20 protein-coding genes are annotated in these 22,224 nt (G+C 63.6%); 7 read left to right on the top strand and 13 right to left on the bottom strand.

Going from position 1 to position 22,224, the window contains the following annotated elements; translation table 11 throughout:
- The first annotated feature begins 16 nt into the window (after nt 1–16).
- The 5 genes from A6V37_RS09350 (at nt 17) to A6V37_RS09330 (ending at nt 7,049) form a co-directional block, all read left to right on the top strand.
- Nucleotides 17–1,465 (top strand): aldehyde dehydrogenase family protein, encoded by a 1,449-nt coding sequence (locus tag A6V37_RS09350; protein WP_064285933.1) that lies wholly within the window; start codon nt 17–19, stop codon nt 1,463–1,465.
- A gap of 78 nt (nt 1,466–1,543) precedes the next feature.
- Nucleotides 1,544–2,548, top strand: coding sequence for an arabinose ABC transporter substrate-binding protein (locus A6V37_RS09345; protein WP_064266973.1), 1,005 nt, complete (start codon nt 1,544–1,546; stop codon nt 2,546–2,548).
- 99 nt (nt 2,549–2,647) lie between these two features.
- Nucleotides 2,648–4,189, top strand: coding sequence for an L-arabinose ABC transporter ATP-binding protein AraG (gene araG, locus A6V37_RS09340; protein ID WP_064266972.1), 1,542 nt, complete (start codon nt 2,648–2,650; stop codon nt 4,187–4,189).
- An 88-nt stretch (nt 4,190–4,277) separates the two neighbouring features.
- Nucleotides 4,278–5,282, top strand: coding sequence for an L-arabinose ABC transporter permease AraH (araH, locus tag A6V37_RS09335; RefSeq protein WP_064266971.1), 1,005 nt, complete (start codon nt 4,278–4,280; stop codon nt 5,280–5,282).
- Nucleotides 5,283–5,315: 33 nt separating this feature from the next.
- A complete protein-coding gene (locus tag A6V37_RS09330) occupies nt 5,316–7,049 on the top strand; it encodes an IlvD/Edd family dehydratase (RefSeq protein ID WP_064266970.1) in 1,734 nt (577 codons plus the stop codon).
- Nucleotides 7,050–7,334: 285 nt separating this feature from the next.
- Here A6V37_RS09330 and sap1 read toward each other — a convergent pair whose 3' ends face one another.
- Both sap1 and speG read right to left on the bottom strand, forming a co-directional pair.
- Nucleotides 7,335–7,673, bottom strand: a complete 339-nt coding sequence (gene sap1 / locus A6V37_RS09325; protein WP_064266969.1) for a surface attachment protein Sap1 — start codon at nt 7,671–7,673, stop codon at nt 7,335–7,337.
- Between the two features lie 451 nt (nt 7,674–8,124).
- Nucleotides 8,125–8,667: a spermidine N1-acetyltransferase gene (speG, locus tag A6V37_RS09320; protein ID WP_064266968.1), complete on the bottom strand. Its 543-nt coding sequence runs from the start codon at nt 8,665–8,667 to the stop codon at nt 8,125–8,127.
- A gap of 293 nt (nt 8,668–8,960) precedes the next feature.
- Between speG and A6V37_RS09315 the strand changes: the two genes are divergently transcribed.
- Complete coding sequence (locus A6V37_RS09315; protein ID WP_064267193.1) at nt 8,961–9,149, top strand: hypothetical protein; 189 nt, start codon at nt 8,961–8,963, stop codon at nt 9,147–9,149.
- Nucleotides 9,150–9,361: 212 nt separating this feature from the next.
- On the opposite strand, the gene A6V37_RS09310 is transcribed toward A6V37_RS09315, so the two are convergent.
- The 9 genes from A6V37_RS09310 to dinD all read right to left on the bottom strand — a co-directional run bounded on the left by A6V37_RS09310 (nt 9,362) and on the right by dinD (nt 19,887).
- The gene (locus A6V37_RS09310) at nt 9,362–9,787 is read right to left on the bottom strand and encodes an HIT family protein (protein ID WP_064266967.1); all 426 of its coding nucleotides are present in this window, start codon (nt 9,785–9,787) and stop codon (nt 9,362–9,364) included.
- A 140-nt stretch (nt 9,788–9,927) separates the two neighbouring features.
- Nucleotides 9,928–11,022 carry a diguanylate cyclase gene (locus tag A6V37_RS09305; protein ID WP_064266966.1) on the bottom strand — a complete coding sequence of 365 codons (1,095 nt, stop codon included), beginning with the start codon at nt 11,020–11,022 and terminating at the stop codon, nt 9,928–9,930.
- 38 nt (nt 11,023–11,060) lie between these two features.
- On the bottom strand, nt 11,061–12,077 hold the full coding sequence (gene cheB / locus A6V37_RS09300) for a chemotaxis response regulator protein-glutamate methylesterase (protein WP_064266965.1): 1,017 nt from the start codon (nt 12,075–12,077) through the stop codon (nt 11,061–11,063).
- A gap of 5 nt (nt 12,078–12,082) precedes the next feature.
- Nucleotides 12,083–14,536: a hybrid sensor histidine kinase/response regulator gene (locus A6V37_RS09295; RefSeq protein ID WP_064285932.1), complete on the bottom strand. Its 2,454-nt coding sequence runs from the start codon at nt 14,534–14,536 to the stop codon at nt 12,083–12,085.
- A complete protein-coding gene (locus A6V37_RS09290; RefSeq protein ID WP_064266963.1) occupies nt 14,533–15,222 on the bottom strand; it encodes a chemotaxis protein CheW in 690 nt (229 codons plus the stop codon). The genes A6V37_RS09295 and A6V37_RS09290 overlap by 4 nt, the downstream gene beginning before the upstream one ends.
- Nucleotides 15,215–16,660, bottom strand: coding sequence for a CheR family methyltransferase (locus tag A6V37_RS09285; protein WP_064285931.1), 1,446 nt, complete (start codon nt 16,658–16,660; stop codon nt 15,215–15,217). Before A6V37_RS09285 ends, A6V37_RS09290 begins: the two co-directional genes overlap by 8 nt.
- Nucleotides 16,657–17,121 carry a chemotaxis protein CheW gene (locus tag A6V37_RS09280; RefSeq protein ID WP_064266961.1) on the bottom strand — a complete coding sequence of 155 codons (465 nt, stop codon included), beginning with the start codon at nt 17,119–17,121 and terminating at the stop codon, nt 16,657–16,659. Before A6V37_RS09280 ends, A6V37_RS09285 begins: the two co-directional genes overlap by 4 nt.
- Nucleotides 17,122–17,185: 64 nt before the next feature.
- Nucleotides 17,186–18,811 carry a methyl-accepting chemotaxis protein gene (locus tag A6V37_RS09275; protein ID WP_064267192.1) on the bottom strand — a complete coding sequence of 542 codons (1,626 nt, stop codon included), beginning with the start codon at nt 18,809–18,811 and terminating at the stop codon, nt 17,186–17,188.
- Between the two features lie 194 nt (nt 18,812–19,005).
- Nucleotides 19,006–19,887 carry a DNA damage-inducible protein D gene (gene dinD, locus A6V37_RS09270; protein ID WP_242665769.1) on the bottom strand — a complete coding sequence of 294 codons (882 nt, stop codon included), beginning with the start codon at nt 19,885–19,887 and terminating at the stop codon, nt 19,006–19,008.
- A 223-nt stretch (nt 19,888–20,110) separates the two neighbouring features.
- On the opposite strand from dinD, the gene A6V37_RS09265 reads away from it, so the two are divergent.
- Nucleotides 20,111–20,437, top strand: coding sequence for a hypothetical protein (locus A6V37_RS09265; RefSeq protein ID WP_064266960.1), 327 nt, complete (start codon nt 20,111–20,113; stop codon nt 20,435–20,437).
- Nucleotides 20,438–20,522: 85 nt separating this feature from the next.
- On the opposite strand, the gene A6V37_RS41260 is transcribed toward A6V37_RS09265, so the two are convergent.
- The gene (locus tag A6V37_RS41260; protein ID WP_165614420.1) at nt 20,523–20,684 is read right to left on the bottom strand and encodes a hypothetical protein; all 162 of its coding nucleotides are present in this window, start codon (nt 20,682–20,684) and stop codon (nt 20,523–20,525) included.
- Between the two features lie 246 nt (nt 20,685–20,930).
- A complete protein-coding gene (locus tag A6V37_RS09260) occupies nt 20,931–22,145 on the bottom strand; it encodes a tyrosine-type recombinase/integrase (protein ID WP_064266959.1) in 1,215 nt (404 codons plus the stop codon).
- Nucleotides 22,146–22,224: the final 79 nt, after the last annotated feature.

Genomic DNA, 22,224 nt, shown 5'->3' with positions numbered 1-22,224 from the left:
CCGCCCCTTGCCGCTGATGAACCGCGATCCGCTCGTCCCGCTCGTTGCCAGTCCGTTTCGCCACTACATCAATGGTGGCTGGGAAACGGGCGCGACCACGGGCGTCTCGCTCAATCCGTCGGACCTGGACGAACCGGTCGGCGATTATGCGCGGGCCGACGTGCGGCAGACGGATGCCGCCATTGAAGCCGCGCACGAGGCTTTTCGCGAATGGTCGGTCGGCTCGGCGCAGCGTCGCGCGGACGCGCTCGATGCCATCGGCAGCGAGATGCTCGCGCGTCGCGACGAGCTGGCCCGGCTGCTTGCGCGTGAAGTTGGCAAGACCTTGCCCGAGGCGCTCGCCGAAGCCACGCGCGCCGGCCAGCTCTTCAAGCGATTCGCCGCCGAAGCGTTAGGCGCTTTTGCCGAACCGGTCGCGTCGGCGCGCGCCGGCGTCGAGATCGACGTGACGCGGGAGCCGCTCGGCGTGGTGGGCATCATCGCGCCGTGGAGCGCGCCGCTCGCCATCGCCGCGGCGAAGATAGGCGCCGCGCTTGCCTATGGCAATTGTGTCGTGTTCAAGCCGGCCGAATCGGTGCCGGCTTGCGCTGCGGCGCTGGGATCGCTGATCAGCCGTGCCGGTCTGCCCGCAGGCGTGTTCAATCTGGTGATGGGCAGCGGCCGGCAAGTCGGCGCGCGGATTGCCGCCCATCCGCTGGTGGCCGCGATCAGCCTGACCGGTTCTGCGGAAACCGGGACGCGCGTGCTGCAATCCGCCGCTGCTCGCCAGGCGCGCGTGCAACTGGATATGGGCGGCAAAAATCCGTTCGTTGTACTGGCTGATGCCGATCTGGATGGCGCTGTCGATGCCGCCTTGAGCGGCGCGTATGGGTCGGCCGGTCAACGCAGCACGGCGGCGGCCCGGCTGATCGTCGAGCGCGCGGTGTTCGAGCCGTTCGTGGACGCGTTGCGGGCAAAGCTCGCCCGACTCACGATCGATCACGCGCTGAAGCATGGCACGGATATCGGCCCGGTGGCCAACGCCGCGCAGTTGGAGCGCGGTCTCGACTATGTGCGCATCGGTTTGCAGGAAGGCGCGCAATTGCTGCATGGCGGACGCCGGTTGGAACGCGCGACGCGCGGCTACTTTTTCGAGCCGGCGCTGTTCGTGGGCGAACCCGCACACCGTATCGCGCAGGAAGACATTTTTGGACCGCTCGCAGTGGTTCTGCGCGCAGATGACTACGAGCACGCACTGCATCTCGCGAACGACAACGCGTACGGCTTGTGCGCCGGCATCTGCACACGCTCGCTCACTCGCGCGCGGCATTTTCGCCGTCATGTACACAGCGGCTTTGTCACGATCAATCTGCCGACCACCGCCGTGGAGCATCACGTACCCGGCGGCGGCCGTAAGGCGTCCGCCTATGGCACCGCGGATGCCGCGTTCTGGACAGCCGTGAAAACGGCTTACGTGGCGGGCTGAACAGCTTTTCAAGCTCAGCAACCTGGTTGCATGGGATCGAAGTCAGTGCCATCTAACACCAATCGACAGGAGACAGACATGACCAGCAAGCTTCGCCGTTTAACGCTATCCGCGATGGCCGCCGCCGCCCTCGCCGCTCCCTTCGCCACGCAACTGTCCGCGCGGGCGGATCAGCCGCTCAAAGTCGGCTTTCTCGTGAAGATGCCGGAACAGGCATGGTTCATCAACGAACAGAAAGCCGCGACCGCACTCGGCCAGAAGGATGGATTCTCGGTGGTGAACATCGGCACGCCGGACGGTGAAAAAGTGCTGGCCGCGATCGACAACCTCGGCGCGCAAGGTGCGCAGGGCTTCGTGATCTGCGCACCCGACGTGCGTCTCGGACCCGCGATTCAGGCGCGCGCGAAGCGCTACAACATGAAGTTCGTTACCGTCGACGATCAACTGGTCGACTCCACCGGCAAGCCGCTCGCGAACGTGCCGCATCTGGGCATGTCCGCGCTCAAGATCGGTAATCAGGTCGGCACCGCGATCTCCGAAGAGATGAAGCGGCGCGGCTGGAAGCCGGAAGAAGTCGGCGCGCTGCGTATTACGAACTACGAACTGCCGACCGCGAAACTGCGCACCGACGGCGCGACGCAATCGCTGCTGGCCGGCGGCTTCAAGAAGGACAACATCTTCGACGCGCCGCAGAAAACGACCGATGACGAAGGCGGATTCAATGCCTCGTCGCCCGTGCTTGCGCAGCATCCGAACATCAAGAAGTGGGTGATCTTCGCGCTCAACGAAGAAAGCGTGCTGGGTGGCGTGCGCGCCACCGAGCAACTGCATATTCCGGCGGCGGACGTGATCGGCGTCGGCATCAACGGCGCGGGCGAAGCGTTTGCCGAATTCCAGAAGAAGGAGCCGACCGGCTTCTACGGCACGATCGCGGTGAGCTCGACGATGCACGGCAGGGAGAGCACGGAGAACCTCGTCGAGTGGATCAAGGACGGCAAGCAGCCGCCTGCGGATACACAGACCACCGGCAAGCTGATGGTGCGCGACAACTGGCAGGAAGTGCGTAAGGAACTCGGCATTTAAGCGGGGTTCCAGATTGCGCACGGCGGGCCGTTTTCCGTTCGCGCTTCCGTTTGCGCGGGAGCGGCCTGCCACAGGTTTTCATCTGCTTGAGGTTTGTCGATGACGTCTTCATACACGGAGTCCCCCACCGCCGAAGCGGCGCCCTCGCCTGCATCCGGCGAGCCGTATCTGCAACTCGACGGCATCACCGTGCGCTTTCCTGGTGTACTCGCGCTCGACCAGGTGTCGCTGGACGTGCGCCGCGGCGAAGTGCACGGCCTGATGGGCGAAAACGGCGCCGGCAAGTCGACGCTGCTCAAGGTGTTGTCCGGAGTGAACCAGCCCGCAGCGGGCACCTTGTCGCTCGATGGCGTCGAGCAGCATTTCGGTTCGACAAAGGCTGCCATCGCAGCGGGTGTGGCGATCATCTACCAGGAACTGCATCTGGTGCCGGAACTGACGGTGGCCGACAACCTGATGCTCGGCGCCATGCCGAATCGCTTCGGTGTACTGGATGAAAAGGCGTTGGTGGCACGCGCGGTGCGCGAGCTCGAACGGCTCGGTGAAAAGATCGATCCGTTGCAGCAGGTGAAGCATCTCTCGATCGGCCAGCGGCAGATGATCGAGATCGGCAAGGCGCTGATGCGCGATGCGCGCGTGATTGCCTTCGACGAACCGACCAGCTCCTTGTCGTCGCGTGAGACCACTCAACTCTTCCGGATCATCCGCGGGTTGAAGGCCGAAGGCCGCGCGATCATCTACGTCACGCATCGCATGGACGAAGTCTACGAACTGTGTGACCGCGTGACAGTGTTTCGCGATGGCCGCCACATCGATACGTTCGAAGCCGGTGAAGGACTCGATCGCGATCGTCTGATCAGTTGCATGGTGGGCCGTTCAATCGCGGACGTGTACGGCTATCGCGCTCGAGAACTCGGCGGCGTGCAACTCGACGTCAACGCGGTGATGGGGCGTGGCTTGCGTGAGCCCGCTTCGTTCACCGCGCGCCAGGGCGAGATCGTCGGCTTCTTCGGGCTGGTTGGCGCGGGCCGTTCGGAGTTGATGAAGCTGATTTACGGCGCGGTCAAACCCACATCGGGCGAGATCACGCTCAAAGGCAAACGCGTGCATTTCACCACGCCGCGCGATGCCGTGCGCGCGGGCGTGGCGTTGTGTCCCGAGGACCGCAAGCAGGAAGGCATCGTGTCGATTGCCTCGGTGTCGGACAACCTGAACATCAGCTGCCGCCGCCATTTCAGCCGCTTCAACGTACTCGACGGCCGCAAGGAAGCGCAGACCGCGAAAGCGTTCATCAGCAAGCTCGCGATCAAGACGCGCGACGGCGACACGCCGATTGGCACGCTCTCCGGCGGCAATCAGCAGAAGGTGATTCTGTCGCGCTGGCTGGCTGAAGAGATCGACGTGTTCCTGATGGACGAACCCACGCGCGGTATCGACGTCGGCGCGCGCAGCGAAATTTATGGGCTGCTGTATGGGCTCGCGGAAGCGGGCCGCACCGTGATTGTCGTGTCGAGCGACCTCGCCGAAGTGATCGGTGTGGCGGATCGCGTGATCGTGATGAAGGAAGGACGCATCGTTGGCAATTTGCCCAAGGCTCAGGCCACGCCGGATGCGTTGATCAAGCTCGCCCTGCCCCGCTGACGCGACCGCGTTCGTCACCGCATTCACCGCCGCACTCACCCGACAAACGAAGGCGACTCAAGCGCGCCATTGAAACGGAATAAACACCATGCATACCCCTTCAACCGACTCCTCGACTCCCGCTGTCGCGTCAGCCGGGCTGAGCGCGCGTGCCGCGCGCACCTGGGACCTGATCAACCGGTCCGGCATCGTCATGGTGTTCGTGATTCTGTTCGCGGTCCTGTCGTTCACCGTGCCGGACTTTCTGAGCGCGCGCAATATTCAGGGCCTGCTGCTCTCCGTCACGCTGATCGGTTCGATCTCGGTGACCATGATGTTTGTGCTCGCGCTCGGCGAAGTGGATTTGTCGGTGGCATCGATCGTCGCGTTCGCGGGCGTGGTCGCCTCCACCTTGATTACCGCGACGCATAGCGTAACCCTCGGCGTGGCCGCCGGTGTGCTCGCGGGAGGCGCGGTCGGCCTCGTGAACGGCGTGCTCGTCGCGCGCTACAAGATCAACTCGCTGATTGTCACGCTCGCCATGATGGAGGTCGTGCGCGGCCTCGCCTACATCACGTCGAACGGCGACGCCGTGATGATCTCCGAAGAGCGTTTCTTCGACCTCGGCGGCGGTTCGTTCCTCGGCATTTCCTACCCGATCTGGAGCAACATCGTCGGCTTCGTGCTGTTCGGCTTTTTGTTGAAGAAAACCGTGTTCGGCAAGAACGTGCTGGCGGTCGGCGGCAACGGCGAAGCGGCCTTGCTGGCGGGCTTGCCGGTGACGCGTATCAAGATCACAGTGTTCGTATTGCAAGGTCTCGTGACGGGCTTTGCGGGTGTGATGCTGGCGTCGCGCATGAGTCTGGGCGACCCGAAAACCTCGGTCGGGCTCGAACTGGGCGTGATTTCTGCGTGCGTGCTCGGTGGCGTCTCGCTCACGGGCGGCGTCGCGACGATTTCCGGCGTGCTGGTCGGCGTGCTGATCATGGGCTCCGTGCAGGACGCCATGAGTCTTCTGAACGTGCCGACCTTCTACCAATACCTGATTCGAGGCGGAATTTTGCTGCTCGCCGTGCTGTTCGACCAGTTCCGCCGCAGCAAGCGCGTGCACTGACGCGCTTCAAAACATTTGCCAACAGGAGACTTCATGGCTGATTCGAACCAGACTAAAAAGCCGCTGCGCAGCCAGGCGTGGTTCGGCCTCAAGGACCGCGACGGTTTCCTGCATCGCTCGTGGATGAAGAACCAGGGCATTCCTCACGACGAATTCGACGGACGCCCGGTGATCGGGATCTGTAATACGTGGTCCGAACTAACGCCGTGCAATGCGCATTTTCGCGAGCTGGCGGAGTACGTGAAAAAAGGCGTGCACGAAGCGGGCGGCTTGCCGCTCGAGTTTCCGGTCATGTCGCTGGGCGAAACCAATTTGCGGCCTACCGCCATGCTGTTTCGCAATCTCGCTTCCATGGATGTCGAGGAATCGATTCGCGGCAATCCAATGGACGGCGTGATCCTGCTGGTGGGCTGCGACAAGACCACACCCGCGCTGCTGATGGGCGCCGCGTCGTGCAATTTGCCGGCACTCGCCGTGTCGGGTGGCCCAATGCTCAATGGCCGGTTTCGCGGCAAGAACATAGGTTCGGGCACGGGCGTGTGGCAGATGTCGGAGGAAGTGCGCGCCGGCACGATGACGGAGGAGGAATTCACCGAAGCCGAGTCCTGCATGAACCGCTCACGCGGCCACTGCATGACGATGGGCACGGCCTCGACGATGGCCTCGATGGTCGAATCGCTCGGCATGGGCTTGCCGCACAACGCGGCGATTCCCGCGGTGGACGCACGCCGCCAGGTGCTGGCGCATCTCGCCGGCCGGCGCATTGTCGACATGGTTCGCGAAGATCTGACCATGGACAAGATTCTCACGCGCAAGGCGTTCGAGAACGCGATCCGCACGAATGCGGCGATTGGCGGATCGACCAATGCGGTGGTGCATCTGATCGCGCTGGCGCGGCGCATGGGCGTGGAGTTGTCGCTGCAAGACTGGGAACTGGGTTCGAACGTGCCGTGCCTCGTGAATCTGCAGCCGTCGGGTGAGTATCTGATGGAGGATTTTTACTACGCAGGCGGCTTGCCGGCGGTGTTGAAGCAACTCGGCGAACAAGGCCTGCTGCACCGCGAAGCACTGACGGTGAATGGCAAGACGATCTGGGACAACGTGCGCAACGCGCCGAATCACGACGAGAAAGTCATCACCACGTTTGCCGAGCCGTTCAAGCCAAAGGCCGGCATTGCGGTGCTCAAGGGCAACCTGGCGCCGAACGGCGCGGTGATCAAGCCGTCGGCGGCCACCGCGCAGTTGCTGAAGCATCGCGGCCGCGCGGTCGTATTCGAGAACATCGAGGAGTTGCACGCGAAGATCGACGACGAGTCGCTCGATATCGACGAACACTGCATCATGGTGCTCAAGGGCGCGGGGCCAAAGGGCTATCCGGGATTTGCGGAAGTCGGCAACATGCCGCTGCCAAAAAAGGTGCTGCAAAAAGGCATCACGGACATGGTGCGCATTTCCGATGGCCGCATGAGCGGCACGGCCTATGGCGCAGTAGTACTGCACGTGTCGCCGGAAGCGGCCGCGGGCGGTCCGTTGGCGTTCGTGCGGACCGGCGACATGATCGAACTCGACGTCGAAGCACGCCGCCTGCACCTCGACGTCACCGATGAGGAACTCGCGCGCCGGCGGGCCACGTGGCAAGCGCCGGAGGTCCCCAAACGCGGCTACTACAAGCTCTACGTCGAACACGTGCTGCAAGCGGACGAGGGAGCGGATCTGGACTTTCTGGTCGGATCGAGCGGCGCGCCGGTGCCGCGCGACTCTCATTGACCGGCACGACGTGGCGCGTTGTGCCGTGATGGTGAGTTAGCTACGGTTTCCTGCGCTTTGCGAGAAGGCGTGCTGCCGATGCGGACCGACACATTCCGCATCGGCTTTTTTCCGTCCGCACCGATGCGTTACAGCTTCATGCGCGAATGCCAGCAAAAACGGCCGGGCATAAAATGCCCAGCCGTTTTTTTAACTCGCAGAAACTCAGTCCCTAACTTTCAGCAGCCAGCGATCCACACGCGCAAAATCACACCCCGGCGTTTCGCCGGAATGTCAGCGTTCAATTTATTGCTTGATGAACCGATCGTTCGCCCAGAGGCCTTGGGTATCGCTGTTACCGGAATTCACGAATTCGACGTCGTGTCCGACCACGCGGACCACGCGGAAGTCTGAATTTTCCGGGGTAGAAATGCATTGATATCCGGAGAAGAATTCCTGCATCTTTTGCTGTTCGCCGGCTTGCGCATGCTGGTCGGCGGCGTCGAGTTTATCCTTCGACAGGCAGCCATAAGCATTGGCCTTGAACTGGATGGTTTGTTGCGGCTTGATCATGACGTCTTGCGCCTGAACAGTCGCGGCAGCCAATCCCGCAATGGCGAAAACAAGGGCGATTCGCATTTTCATATGTCCTCCGGTGCGGGGAGATACTCAGGTTAGCTATGTATTTAACTTTAACGTCGGACCCGCACATTCGACTTTAGGAGAATCGTGGAGAACGACAAGCACATCTTGTGTGCGGTCGCAACAGCGGCGAATTGTCGCACCGGCTGTCGCACCTGCCTAATCCTTGAGCAACTGCTTAATTGATCGAGATCGCAACGGATAACTAAAAGACGAATAGGACGCATCGCTTTAACCAGTAAAGCTTTGCGGTACGTATTGGCGTAAACGAGAGGCCGCAATTAAGTGATTTACTACTATTAAATGACGCCTTTGGTGCGTTGCACACAAAGTCATTCAACCGGACAGGCCGGAATCGCGAAATAACGGGGTATTTGCAGAATATAAATGGTGCCAGGTGTGGCTCGCGGCGCGCGCAGACGCGCCGAACGGCGTCTGCGGCGAGGAGGCAGGTTCAGTCGGCGCGCTGATTGGCCGTGAAGAACTCGGATTGGAACATGCACATGCGCAAGGCGTTGTGATAGCGCCCATTGCCGAAAAACTCCTCGATCAGTTCAGCCTCGTGCCTGAAACCACACTTTTCATAAACGTGGATGGCCGCGGTGTTCGACTTGTCGACAATCAGGTAGACCTTGCGCAGGTTCAGCACGGAGAACGCATAGTCGATTGCGAGCCGGGTAGCGACTGTCGCGTAGCCGCGGCCCTGGGCGTGCGGCGCGATGATGATCTGAAATTCGCCGCGCCGATGGATATAGTCCAACTCGATCAACTCGACCACGCCGACCGTTTGCCCTTCGTTGTCGATCGCCACGAAGCGCCGCTCGCGCAAGTCGTGCACGTGCTGATCATAAAGCTGGGTCAGCTCCGAAAAGGTTTCGTACGGTTCCTCGAACCAGTACCGCATGATTTTCGCGTTGTTGTTCACTTCATGGACGAAGCGCAGATCGGTGCGCTCGAGCGGGCGCAAAGTCAGTTCGCTGCTGCGTTCAATCGTCATTGGATTCCCCTTGAGAATTATTGGTCTGAATGTGTGTGTCCGTTGCCGGACGAGGCACGTTTCAGTTAGTCACGGCTTCAGGCATGGAGTTCTTGCCATGGCGGCTTCCCGCGCAGCGTATTTTTGCGATAAGTGAGGCGGGGCGCGGGTTTGGCGGGGCCGGGGCGTCGCGTTGTCGCAGGCTGGAAATTGGGGGTGACTGGGACGATCAGGACGCTTATGAGTGGCGCGGCACGGTGTGGGTATGAGCGGTGCTCTACAATGAAATCATGCTCCTGCAACCGGAGGCTAACGTGATCGAGCACTTGATACTGGGCGCCTTTCTGGTGATTCCGCTGCTCATCGTCCTGTTTCTTTTCTCCGACGAATTGTGGCAAGAACACCGGCACCTGCACGATCTGCATGACCCGCGGCCCGTGCACGCACGTGCGCGCCGCATCGACTGGCGGCATCCGCTGCGGCGCGCGCGGGACCGCCTTTGACACGCACAGCATTGCACTGTGGGTCGAGTCAGTCGAATCGGCGCGCCAATAAAAAAGCCTGCCGTTTCGGGCAGGCTGAAAAGAGATCCACACTCAATGCCTTGTGGGTACAAGGCAAAGAGAAGTCTAGCTGCACAGCGCGCGCGGCTGGTTTCAGAAGCTTTTACAGATATTACGGCGCATAACCACACACCGATCCGGAGCACTCCGCCTCAATCGGCGCGCCAATGTGAGCGGATCCGCGTGGCGAGGGCCTCGAGCGTATCCGCATCGGCGACGTCGCGCGCGTGCATGCGCAGCGGCTGGCCCTCCCAGCGCGGGATGACGTGAAAGTGCACGTGCGGCACGGTTTGCCCCGCAGCGGCGCCGTTGAATTGTCCGATGAACACGCCGTCCGGGCGCAAGGCCGCGCGCACGGCAATCGCCAGCTTCTGCGCCATGCGCATGCAGGCCACCGTCGAAGCGTCCGACAGGTCGAAAATCTCCGCCACGGCTTCCTTCGGCACCACCAGCAGATGGCCGTCGGCTTGCGGCATCAGGTCCATGAAGGCGAGGGCGGCATCGGTTTCGGCCACCTTAATGCACGGTAGTTCGCCGCGCAGAATCCTGGCGAAGGGATTGCTGTCGTCGTAGTTCATCACGTTCCTCTCAGGGTGGAAGGGTCATATCGAGTGATGCCATCGTTGCCGATATTGTCCACTACCTGTGTTACACCACGCGTGTTGCGCGTTCAATCGCCTGCGGTGGCTGGCTCTGCGCACCCCAAGGAAGGCGCAGCTCAACTCACCGCGACCTGATTCTTCCCGTCGCGTTTCGCGCGATACAGCCCGACGTCGGCAGTTTCGATCAGTTTGGTGACCGGCTCGGCGGGCGAGGGCACGACGGTCGCCGCGCCGATGCTGATCGTCACGACGCCCGCAACGGAGCCCGCATGCGGGATCGCCAGCCCTTCGATGGCGATGCGGATCTTCTCCGCGAGCAGGTGCAATCCGCCTGCGGACGTGCCAGGCACCACCACGGCGAACTCTTCGCCGCCGAAGCGTGCCGCCAGATCTGGCGAGCGGCCAAGGCACGACTCGATGGTTTGCGCGACGCGTTTGAGGACGTCGTCACCCGCGACGTGCCCGTAGGTGTCGTTGTAGGCCTTGAAGTTATCCACGTCGATCATCAGAAAGCCGAGGCCGGTCTTGTCGCGCGCGCCGCGCCGCCATTCGGCGGTCAGGTACTGATCGAGGTAACGGCGGTTCGACAGCCCCGTCAGGCCGTCCGAATGGGTGAGCCGCTGCAATTCCAGGTTAGTCGCGAGCAACTGCTGCTGCGATTGGCGCAGCGCCTGATAGGCCTCGTCCCGCTGCAACAGGTTCAGATACGAGCGCGAGTGGTAGCGCACGCGAGCAATCAGCTCGATGCGGTCCGGCAGCTTCACCAGATAGTCGTTGGCACCGGCGGCGAAGGCCGCGCTTTTCACGAGCGGCTCTTCCTTGGTCGACAGCACGATGATCGGAATGTCGCGCGTGGCCGGGTTTTGCCGATACTGGCGCACGAGGGTGAGGCCGTCGGTGCCCGGCATCACGAGGTCTTGCAGGATCACCGTCGCGCGCGTGTCCTCGGCGCAGCGCAGCGCCTCTTCGGGCGACGCGCAGTAGTGGAAGTCGACGCTCGCTTCGCCGGCCAGCGCCTGGCGAACCGCCTCGGCGATGATCGCCTGGTCGTCGACCAGCAGCACCATGATCGGGCACTCGGCCGCGGGGGGATTGCCGAGGATGCGTGCCAACGCGTCATCGATAGCGAGGTTGGGGGCGTCCAGCACGTTCGCGCCGTTTTCTGCGAGATCCGGCGCGGCGGCGTTCTGATGTGGGTTAGACGTGTTCATGTCGTTCAGCCAGAATAAATATCAGTGTTTCGAGGCGGCTACCGTGCGTTGACTGCGCTGGCGAGCGCGGCGGCGATGCGCGGCAACGGCAGGATCGCGGCGGCGGCGTCGAGCGCCGCGGCGGCTTTCGGCATGCCGTACACGGCGCTCGTTGCCTCGTCCTGCGCGATCGTGTGATAGCCCTTGGTGCGCATCGCCTTGAGGCCAATCGCGCCGTCGCGGCCCATGCCGGTCAACAGCACGCCGATCGCGCGCGCGGGCCAGCGTGCCACCACGCTGTGGAAAAACACGTCGACGGAAGGGCGGTAAGGCGTTTCTTCCGGCACACGCGTGTAGCCGAGCACGTTCGGCAGTTTCAGATGCAGATGGTCGTCGGTGGCGGCGAGCAGCACGACGCCCGGCTGCGGCCGGTCGCCTTCGCGGGCAATCCGCACGGGCAACGCCGATTGCTGGTTCAGCCAGTCCGCCATGCCGGCCGCGAACGCCGCGTCGACGTGCTGGACAACCACGATGGCCGCCGCGAAATCCTTCGGCAGGCCGGCGAGCAGCGTGGCGAGCGCCGACGGACCGCCCGCCGATGCGCCGATCGCCACGAGCGGCGTGTCGCGATTCGGCGTGCCGGCCGGCGCGCCCGCCGCCACCGCGCCGGCTCCGTTGCGCTCCTGCACGAGCGCGGCAATGCGGTCGATTTTCGCGATCAATGTGGCGATGCTTCTCGGCGCGTCGGGACCGCTCAGCGACGGCGTATCGACGGCGTCGAGCGCGCCCGCGCCCATCGCTTCATAGACGCGCCAGGCGTTCGCGCCCACGTCGACGGTGACGATCAGGATCGCGCACGGCGCGCTCGCCATGATGCGCCGCGTGGCCTCGATCCCGTCGACGTTCGGCATCACCAGGTCCATCAGCACGATGTCGGGCCGCTGCGCGGTGCAGAAATCGATCGCCTGCTGGCCGTCCTGCGCGACCCACAGGACGGTGTAGTCGTGGCGCGCCGCGAGCGCGCGGCGCAGTGCCTCGACGGCGAGCGGCATATCGTTGACGATTCCGATTTTCATCCGTTTTACCCGTGGGTTTGACCGTGCGCTTCGCCGATCAGATCGCGCACCGCATCGAGCAGTGCTTCGTCGTGAAAGCTGCCTTTCGCCAGATAGTAGTCCGCGCCCGCGTCCAGGCCGGCACGGCGGTCTTCTTCGCGATCCTTGTACGACACGATCATCACCGGCAGCCATTGCAACTGCGGATCGCGCTTGATGAGCGTGACAAGCTCGATGCCGTCCATGCGCGGCATGTCGATGTCGGTGATGACGAGATCGAAGCGTTCGCCGCGCACCGCGTTCCAGCCATCCATACCGTCGACGGCAATGGTCACGTCATAGCCGCGCGTGGCCAGCAGTTTGCGTTCGAGCTCGCGCACGGTGAGCGAATCGTCAACCACCAGCACGCGCCGCGTGGTGCGCTGCGCGGCATGCGCGACGCCGTGTTGCGTGTGCTGCAGATTGCCACCCGCGACGAGCCGTTCGACCGAACGCAGCCAGTCGTCGACATCGGCGATCAGCACCGGATCGCCGTTTTCCATCAACGCGCCGGCGGTGATGTTCCTGATCTTGCCCAGACGCGGGTCGAGCGGCTGCACGACCAGCATCCGCTCGCCAAGAAAGCGATCGACCACCACGCCGTAGGTTTGCGGACCATCGCCGATCACGATCACGCTGACGGTATCGCCTTCATCCGCAGGCGGCGCCGTGTCGAGAATCTGGTGGGCAGTGACGACGCCGACGCGCCGGCCGGCGAGAGCGATGTGCTGATGGCCTTCGAGCAGTTCGATCTCCGCGCGGCTCACGTGCAGCGTGCGATTCACATGCGCGAGCGGCACCGCGTACGGCTCGCCCGCGACTTCGATCAGCAGGCTGCGAATGACCGACAGCGTCAACGGCAACTGCAATTGCACGCGCGTGCCGAGACCGGGCTCATGCGTGATCCGCACCGTGCCGCGCACGCGCTTGACGACGTCATGCACCGCATCGAGACCGACGCCGCGACCCGACACGTCGGTCACCTGATCGCGCAGGGAAAAGCCCGGCAGCAACAGGAACTCGAGCAGCTCGGCTTCAGAGAGACGCGCGGCGGTTTCCTCGCTTGCCAGGTTCTTGCGAATGATCGACGCGCGCAGTGCGTCGAGATCGATGCCCGCGCCGTCGTCTGAGACCGTAATGAGCAGCGCGCCGGCGGTGTGACGCGCGTCGAGCGTCAGGGTGCCTTCTTCCGGCTTGCCGCGCGCGAGGCGCACGGCGGGGGTTTCGATGCCATGGTCGAGGGCGTTGCGCAGCATGTGGCCAAGCGGCGCTTCGAGCAGATCGAGAATGTCGCGATCCACCTGCGTCGATTCGCCGACCAGTTGCCAGCGCACCTTTTTGCCCAGCGAACGCGCCACGTCGCGCACCATCCGCGCGAGGCCGCCGGCGCTGTCGCCGAACGGACGCATGCGGCATTGCAGGGCGGCGTCGTAGAGCTGTTGGGACAAGTGCGTCGAGCGGCGGTCGAAGCTCTCCAGATCGGCGAGGCGCTCGGCGAGCAGATGCTGGGACTCCGCGGTGAGGCGGCGAACTTCCTCGAGCGCAGTCTGGGCGCGCGGGTCGAGCTTCAGGTCGGCGAGCGTTTCGTGCAGCTTGTCCAGCGCGCGGGCGCTGTCGCGCTGCACGCGTTTGACGCGCAGCATCGATTGCGCGAACGGTTTGAGCCAGCGCGATTCGACCAGCGATTCGCCCGATAGCGATAGCAGGCGGTCGAGGTTGTCGGCGCGCACGCGCAGCATGCGGCCAGGTTCGGTGGCGGCGCCGCTTGTGTTGCCGCTGGTGGTCGAGGCGGGAACGGTGGCAGGCGTCGCGGCTGGTGCGATTGTCCTGCTTGTCACGTCTGCGGTGGTCGTGGCGGTTGCGGCGATGGCCGGTGCGGCCTCGGCGCGCAGGGCGGCGGCGAGCAGGTTGAATTCGGCGTCAGCGTCCGCGCTTGCATCTGCGCCGGCGGAGGCCGAGGCAGGCGGTTCAACGGCTGCACTGTGCGTGTTGGCGGTTGACGCAGCGCCAGCCGGCGGCGTCACGTCGCGCCGCGTCGCCGCGCCATGCGGCACTCTACCCGCCATCAATGCCTGCAACGACGCCACACATGCACCGACGGCCTCGCGCGCCGACTCGTCATCATCGTTGCCGATGCGCGCGACGATATCGACACCGCGCAGCAGTGCGTCGATCCAGCCGGCGTCGAGCAGCACGCGTCCTTCCTGGGCGGCGACGAAGCACTCTTCCATTTCGTGCGCCAGTTCGACGCCGACCTGCACGCCGACAATGCGAGCCGCGCCCTTGAGCGAATGCGCGGCCCGCATGCAGGCCTCGAGTGCGGCGGCGTCGCGCGGCGCGCGATCGAGGGCGAGCAGCCCGTCGTTGAGCACGCGTGCCTGGGTCCGCGCTTCTTCGCGGAAAAGATCGATCAACGACGGGCGGCGCGGATCGTCCGTCATCCGAGGCTCCGGTTCAAGGTGTCGAAAAGCGCGTGGGCGTCGAGCAGTCCCACGCTCACGCCCCGCCACGGCGCGACCGCCCGCGTATGCGCGGCCGCGGCGTGCGAGAGCGTGGCGGGCGGAGTGCAGAAGCTGGCGGTCGCGATACGATGCACGCCGTCGACCTGATCGACGGGGAACACCGCGTGTTCTTCCGCCCGCGCGACCACCAGCATGCGTGGCAGATCGTGGCGCACGCGATCGTCGCGATCGTTGCGTGCCGCGGGCCCGGACTCGAAGCCGAGCAGATGGGCGAGCGACAGGCACACCAGCAACTCGCCCTGCACGTTCACCACACCCAGCACCGCGCCATGCTGCCGATGCGGCAAGGTGTGAATCGGCCGCGTCTGCACGATGCGCTTGAAAGTCGGCGTGGGCAGCGCGAGCCATTCTTCGCCGATGCGAAAGACCAGGAACGATTCGCTCGCGCCTTGCGCATCAGGCTGTTCCCATTGCGACGCGCGAACGTCGTGCAGCGACAGATCCACGCGCGGAATCGGCCGCTCCAGCAGTTTGGCCGCAGCCGCTTCGAACACGGGGCAATTCAGGCAGCGCACGTATTCGTCCAGACGTTCGCATGACGAATCGCCGCGCACGCCGATGCGATTCCAGCAATCGTCGAAACCCGTGGTTTGCGCGTCAGCCACGTTGGGCTCCTTGTGCGCGCGTCGCGCGTTGCTTCAACAGACTCGCGCCGTGGCGGTCGCCTTCGAGTTCGAGCAGCGTGGCGAGATGCGCAAGTGCTTCGGCATGCTGAGGATCGAGATAGAGCGCCTTGCGATAGTGCGCGCGTGCGACGGCCGGCTCGCTGTTGGCGTCGGCCAGCACGCCGAGCAGGTAAAACGCCTCGGCATGCGGGGCGTGATGCGCCAGGTACGTATTGAGCGCAGTGGCGGCTTCCTCGAGACGTCCGGCATCGGCCAGCGTGTGCGCGGTTTTCAGCGTATCGCTTGCTGTGCGAGTCGGCGCGGCGATCTGTGACGACAGCCGATCAGGCGTCTGCGATTCGAGGATCGACGCTTTGCGTGCATGCGGCGCACGGCTGCCAACCGGCGTGGAGCGCGTGGTTTCATGACGCGGCACGTCCCGCGCAACTGCGTCGACGGTCGCGGGCGCAACCGGATCGAGCCATGCGAACGGCTTGGCGGAAAACACCTGTGCGGGCGCGAACGCGGGCATCCGGGCAGAGGTCATCGCAAGTGCCGCGGCGTTAGAGAGCGGCGCGGTGTGCCAGGTGTTGAGCGACGCGTCTTCGGGGGCGCCGCGATGGAACGCGAAAGCCAACGGAATCTTCGCGGACTGCATGCCGTAGCGCATCAGCAATCCGGTTTCCGCGGGGCCCACGAACAGCGTGCCTTTGCCGGCCAGCATGCTATTGAGCACGTGCAAGGCGGTTTGTTGCGCTTCACGATCGAAGTAAATCAGCACGTTGCGGCAAAACACGAAGTCGTAGACACCGAGCGCCGACGCATCGAGCTGCATCAGATTGGCGCGCGCGAACTGCACCGTTTCGACGACGCGCTGCGCGAGACGCCAGCCGTCCTCGGCGCGGGTGAAGTGCGCGTCGCGAAACGGAAACGCATTGCCGCGGAACGAATTGCGTCCGTAGACCGCGCGCCGCGCGACGGCGAGCGAACGTTCGCTGATATCCATTGCGTCGATGCGCAGCTGCGTGGGCTCGATGCCCGCGTCGAGCAAGGTCATCGCAATCGTGTACGGCTCTTCACCGGTCGAGCAGGGCAGGCTCAGGATGCGCAGCGGCAGCGCGGTACCGCGTTCGTCCAGGCGCTCACGCGCGAGCTTCGCGAGCGCTTTGAATGCGTCCGCGTCGCGATAGAACCAGGTCTCCGGCACCACCACTGCTTCGATCAGTGCCTGCAAGATAGCAGGCGAGTTTTGCGCTGCCTGGCAGTAGTCAGCGAGGGTGGCGTCGGCGTGACCGTCGGCGTACCACGCAGCGGCGCGCTGGTCGACCGCACGTTCGATCGCGCTATGACCGAGCGAGGCCGCGTCGAGCCCGATGGTCCGATGCAGGAGTTCGGCGAAATGCCGATACAGCGGGGCGTTGTCGTGATGCGCGTTCATGCGTGCGCCTCGGGAAACAGCAGCGTTTTGACGTCGTCGGGCAACAGATGCTCGACGCGAATCCATTGCACGAGGCCGCCCGCTTCGCTCGCGACCGGACCGAGATAGCGCGCGTGCGGCATGTCGATGCCGGCATCGTGAAACGCATCCTCATTCAGGCGAATCGTGCGCGTCGCGCCTTCGAGCAGCAGCGCGAGCAGGCGGGTGGCGCCCGCGTGCGGATAGCGCACCAGCACGACGCGCGTCGACATGAGTTGCGCGGCGGGACGGCCGAGCGCGAGCGCGGGCAGATCGATCACCGGCAGCGGCATGCCTTCGTGATCGAGCACGCCCGCCACCCAGGCCGGCGCGCCGGGGATCGTCTTGGGCGGCGACTGCGGCGTGAGCGGCATCAGGCGCTCCACCTGCGTCGCGTCGATCACGTAGCGTTCGCTATCGAGCGTGAAGAGGATGAAAAGCATCGGCGTAGGCGTGAGCTGTGGACGAACGTGCGGCGGGCGGCTTCGGGTAATGCGCCGCGGGCCGTCAGGCCGCCACCTTGAAGCGCGACACGCCGGTGCGCAGGCTGTTGGCGACGTGCGTCAGATCGTCGATTGCCTGGGTCGACTGGCGCAGCGATTCCGCCGTCTGTTGCGCGGCCTCGGAGAGCTGCGTCAACGCCTGGGTGATCTGCTCGGCGCCGGTGGCCTGCGTCTGCATGCCTTCGTTGACCATCGAGAAGCGCGGTGCGAGCTGCTGCACCTGCTGGATGATCTGCGTGAGATGGCCGCCCACGTTCTGCACGTCGAGCATGCCGCGCCGCACTTCTTCAGAGAACTTGTCCATGCCCATCACACCGGCCGCGACCGCGGATTGAATCTCTTTCACCATCTGTTCGATGTCGTAGGTCGCCACGGCGGTTTGATCGGCAAGGCGGCGGATCTCCGTCGCCACGACCGCGAAGCCGCGGCCGTATTCGCCGGCTTTTTCCGCTTCGATCGCCGCATTCAGCGAGAGCAGATTGGTCTGATCCGCGACCTTGGTGATGGTGGCGACGACCTGGTTGATGTTGCTGGCCTTCTCGTTGAGGATCGCGAGTTTGGCGTTGACCGAGCCGGCCGCTTCCATCACGAGGCGCATGGTTTCTTCCATGCGGGTGAGGCCGGCGTGACCGGTGCCCGCGAGCGCCGCGGATTCGCTGGCCACTTCCGAGACTTCGTTCATGGTGCGCAGCAGATCCCGCGACGTGGCGAAGATTTCACGCGACGTGGCGCCGATCTCGGTGGTGGTGGCGGCGGTTTCGTTGGCGGTGGCTTGCTGCTCACGCGAGGTCGCGGCGATTTCTGTCACCGACGTGGTGACCTGCACCGCCGATTTCTGGGCCTGGCCGACCAGCGCGGTGAGCTCGTCGGTCATGCGGTTAAAGCCCGCCTCGAGCGCGCCGATTTCGTCCGCGCGATTCAGTTGCAGGCGTTGCGTGAGGTCGCCCGTGCGCATGACGTCGACGACCTGCAGCACCTTGGCCATCGGCGTGGTGACGGCGCGCAGCAGCCAGTAACCAGCCAGCACCGCGGCGACAGCGGCAATCAGCAGCATGACGAGCAGCACGATGCGGGTCGTCTCGACCGAGTGGCGAATACTTTCGGCGGATTGATCGGCGTAGCTCTTGTTGTCGTCGACCAGCTTGCGCACCGCGACCCGGCCGGTTTCCCAGGCAGGCGTGAGTTGCGTATTGAAGATGCGCGCGGCGTCTTCTTTCGAACTCGTCAGCGCGCTCAGCAATGAGGTCTGGATCGGCAGGTATTGCGTGTGCTGCTGACGGAAATCGCTGAAGAGCGCGCGATCCGATTCGCGGAAGATGGTCGTGCCGTAGTCGCTGAGCAGCTTCTGCAGCGTCTGCTGGGTTTCCTGCAGACGCGCGGTGTCGCGTTTGAAGGACTCGGGGTCCGCGTCGGCATAGATGAGGCGCTGCGTGACGCTGTAGTTCTCGAACCAGGCCGCGCGCATGGCCGTGGCGTAGTAGAGGCCCGGCATGGAGTCCTGCTGCTGGCTCCGCGCGTCGCGGTCAATGCCGCCGAGCTGCTCGAATGTGACGATTGCCATTGCCAGCATCACAATCAGCACGATGCCGAAGCTGCACAAAATCCGTTGCCGGATGGTCCATTGTTTCACGCGCACGCCCCTTACTTTGGCTTTTCTCGACCGGGGGTTGTCGACGTGGTCCGGATTGAGATCGACGGGTCGGAAAGCTTGATGGATCGTCGGATTTTTCCGACGGGTTATGCGGCGGATTCTACATTGATCGGGGGATCGGGGGCGCGGGCGTCAATTTACTTCTGGTGATGGACACGGCAAGTCTTGCGGAATCAGTTTTCTGATTTTTTGCTTTCCCGCGCAAGCTGGCGAATGCTTGTCTTTGGCGTCGGCAGCGCTTCGGGCATGGTTCCGCCGAGTTCGCGGATCGTGTCCCGAACTTTGCCGCCCACTTCGAAGTGCGTCTGATTCGCGTGCAGCTTGCCTTGCACACCGTCGCGCCGGAGTTTGTCTTCGGTCTGTGTTGCGCGGAAAAGGTTGGCGGCGAGCTCGGTGCTACCTATGTGATCGAGAATTTTCTGGCTCCTCTTCAAGCGCTTGTGCACGTGAATCTCCTTGGCGCTCAAGCCGCCGTAGAGACCACGATAGCCGTGGTCCTGGAAGACCGCGTAGTCGAGCGTGGTTTGCACGCCAGCATTCCTGGCGGCGGCGCTGAGCTTCTTGTTGTGATGTGTCAGTTCGCCTCGCAGCATCAGTCGACGCTGATCTTCCACCATTCCGGCGAACGCCTTCTCGTCCCCAATTTCCTGACGCCGCGTCTGAATAGCAAAGTAGGTCTGACCGTTTGCAATCACGGGCTTGGAGGGATCGCCGTTCTGTACGACGAGGTAGCAGGCGTAGCGGGAAAGCCGGAAGTCTTCGACTGTACGCTGCGCACCGGAGCCCAGTTCAACCATTTTTCCCACTTGGGAAAAATGGTCCGCGACGCGATGGCCGGAGCGCTCGCACGCCTCGCTGGCCTTTTCAATAACACGCTTGAACTTGTCCCACGTCGAGTATTCGAGAAGCGGCTGGAGTTCTCGCGCCGACCAGAACTCAATATGGTGCTCGCTGACTTGCTTGATGCCGTCAAAAGTGTGATTCGTCATTGTCGCTCCCTTGAAAAGTTGTGCAGGAAGGCGGCGGTTGTCGCGTTCAGCCACCAGCAACTGCATGTCGATTCTATGAAGAGAGCCTCGGCTGGACCATCAGACGGCGGAGCCATCACGTCAGAAAATTCATGAGCGGCGACGCGTTTTTTCTTTCGCCGCTGAGGACCGGTGCAGCCAGCTAACTCGGCTATGCGTTACACGGGTAATGCCCCGTTACCACTTGCAGCATCTATTTCTGCGCGCGCCAGCCACAATCTGCTCCATGCCTGAACGGCGGGAGTCAAACATGAAAAAGATCGCAGTGGCGTTGGTGATGATTGGGAGCCTGAGCGTCGCGGGGCAAGCTTCGGCTCATGGTGATGGTGGCGATGTCGTGGGTGCGCTGATCGGCGGTGCCGTGCTGGGGGCGGTGGTGACCTCGGTGCTCAATCCGGCGCCGGTGGTCGCGTACCAGCAGCCCGTTTATGCACAGCCGGCGTATCAGCCCGCGCCGGTCTATGCGGGGCCGCCGCCGGGATACTGCTATGACCAGTACCAGCGCGGCTATGTGGCGTGCGGAGCACCGCCGCCCGCACAGGACTGGTATCCGCAGCAGCCTCAACCGGGTTGGTGATCGCGCGCCGCGCCTCATGCAGGCGCGCGCCATAGACAGAAAGGCCGTCGCAATTGCGCGACGGCCTTTTCATTTCGTGTGCCGCTTAGTGCTTGTGATGCAGCCACTCCGCATAGTGCGTGTCGAGCCAGCGCTCGATTCTTTGCGGGCCAGCCTTGTGGTGATAGCGGGACGCCGCCCAGATGACAACGCCGACAAGCAGCATGACGACGGGCCCCAGCAAATAAGCCATCAAGGATTCGGACATGGGAGCCTCCGTGTCGAGTTGCGTCCAGCCTTCAGTTTAGGCGATGAAACGCGGGAGGGAAGGGCGACGTGAAGCGCACGTGGCAGGGCTATTTGGCACTTGATTCCTCACCTTTAAAACCTAGCAAAAAACGAAATTATCTGTTTAAAACAGTGGGTTGTAATCGAGCCTTTGGAATATGTGTACCAATAAAATTCGTGATTTCGATGGTTGGCGTAGCGAATGCCAAATCTGTGGCGCGGTCCGTCAGGGCGTGCCGAGCGCCGCTTGGCGACCGCTTTCAATCTGCGCATCGACAAAGTCCGCCCAACGCTGCATGCTGCGGCGCGGTTCCGTGGCATTGTCCGCATCCGCGTCTTGCTCGCCGTTCTGAGGCGTCTCTGCCGAGTTGCTGTTTAGCGCGTCCGGTTGCTGCGCAAGCTCGCGCAAGTGCGCGGCCGCCGTGCGCCGGAAGTCATGCAGGACAAAATGCTCCACGTCGAGCCCGAGTGCCTTGACTGCCTGATTCAACGTGCTTTTGGCGATCGGCCGGTCATTGCCGCGCACGCTAGGGAAAACGAAATTGCGGCTGGCCCTGGGGTACTGGAGTTCGCGCAGCATGAAAACCGCCTGCCGCGAAAGTGGCACGAGCTGATCGCGGTCTTTCTTCAGACGTGCGGCGGGGAGCGTCCACAGCGCGCGGTCCAGATCGAACTCCGTCCATGTCGCTTCCACGAGGTCGGATTTGCGCACCATCGTCAGGACGAGCAGGTGCAGCGCCAGCTTGAGCGGCCGGCGAATGCTCGACGCGTCGATTGAGCGGAGCATGATGCCGATCTCATCACCCGAGAGCACGCGAGCACGGCTGTCGAAGGTGGCAATCGAGCGGGCAGGCACCACCTCCGCCGGATTGCGGGTCGCGAGCTGCCGGGCCATCAGATAGGCGAAGAGTCGCTTGATCACGTGGCGTGTATGCAACGCCATCTTCGGCGAGCCGCGGCTTTTGATCCGTTCGCATATGGCGACGATGTGCTCTGCGGTGACGGCCTTGATCGGCATGTTGCCGATGGCGGGCAGCACGTCCTTGTCGAGCGCCCGCCGCGTGGTGCGCCGATATTCCTCCGACTTGCCCGCCATTTCCGTGGCGAGATAGAGCTCGGCGGCCTCGCGCAGGAGGTCGGCTTTGCTTTCGGCGCCCCGGTCGCGCCGCGCCGTGGAGACCGGCGACAGGCCTTGCGCGACCAGCTCCGCATACTTCTGCGCCTTGGCCCGCGCAACGCGCAACGAGATCATCCGGTAGTCGCCGATGGTGACGAGTGGCTGGCGCTGGCCGTCCAGCGTATAGCGGAAGCGCCACACCTTGGTGCCGGTTGTCATGACTTCGATGACGAGGCCGTTGCCGTCAGCGACGCAATAGCGTGTGGCGCGCGGTTCGAGCGCGCGGATCTGGGCTTCGGTGAGCGGGACGGCTAGGCGGGGCATGCTTTGGGTGGCCGATATGCGGACAGCGGTGATTCTAAACCGTATATCGCTTGTGTACCAAAGATTCAGTGGATTTTGG

Origin of the sequence: Paraburkholderia ginsengiterrae, assembly GCF_001645125.1 — a bacterium.
In the GTDB taxonomy this organism is placed as follows: domain Bacteria; phylum Pseudomonadota; class Gammaproteobacteria; order Burkholderiales; family Burkholderiaceae; genus Paraburkholderia; species Paraburkholderia ginsengiterrae.
This window is presented reverse-complemented; position numbering and strand designations above follow the sequence as displayed.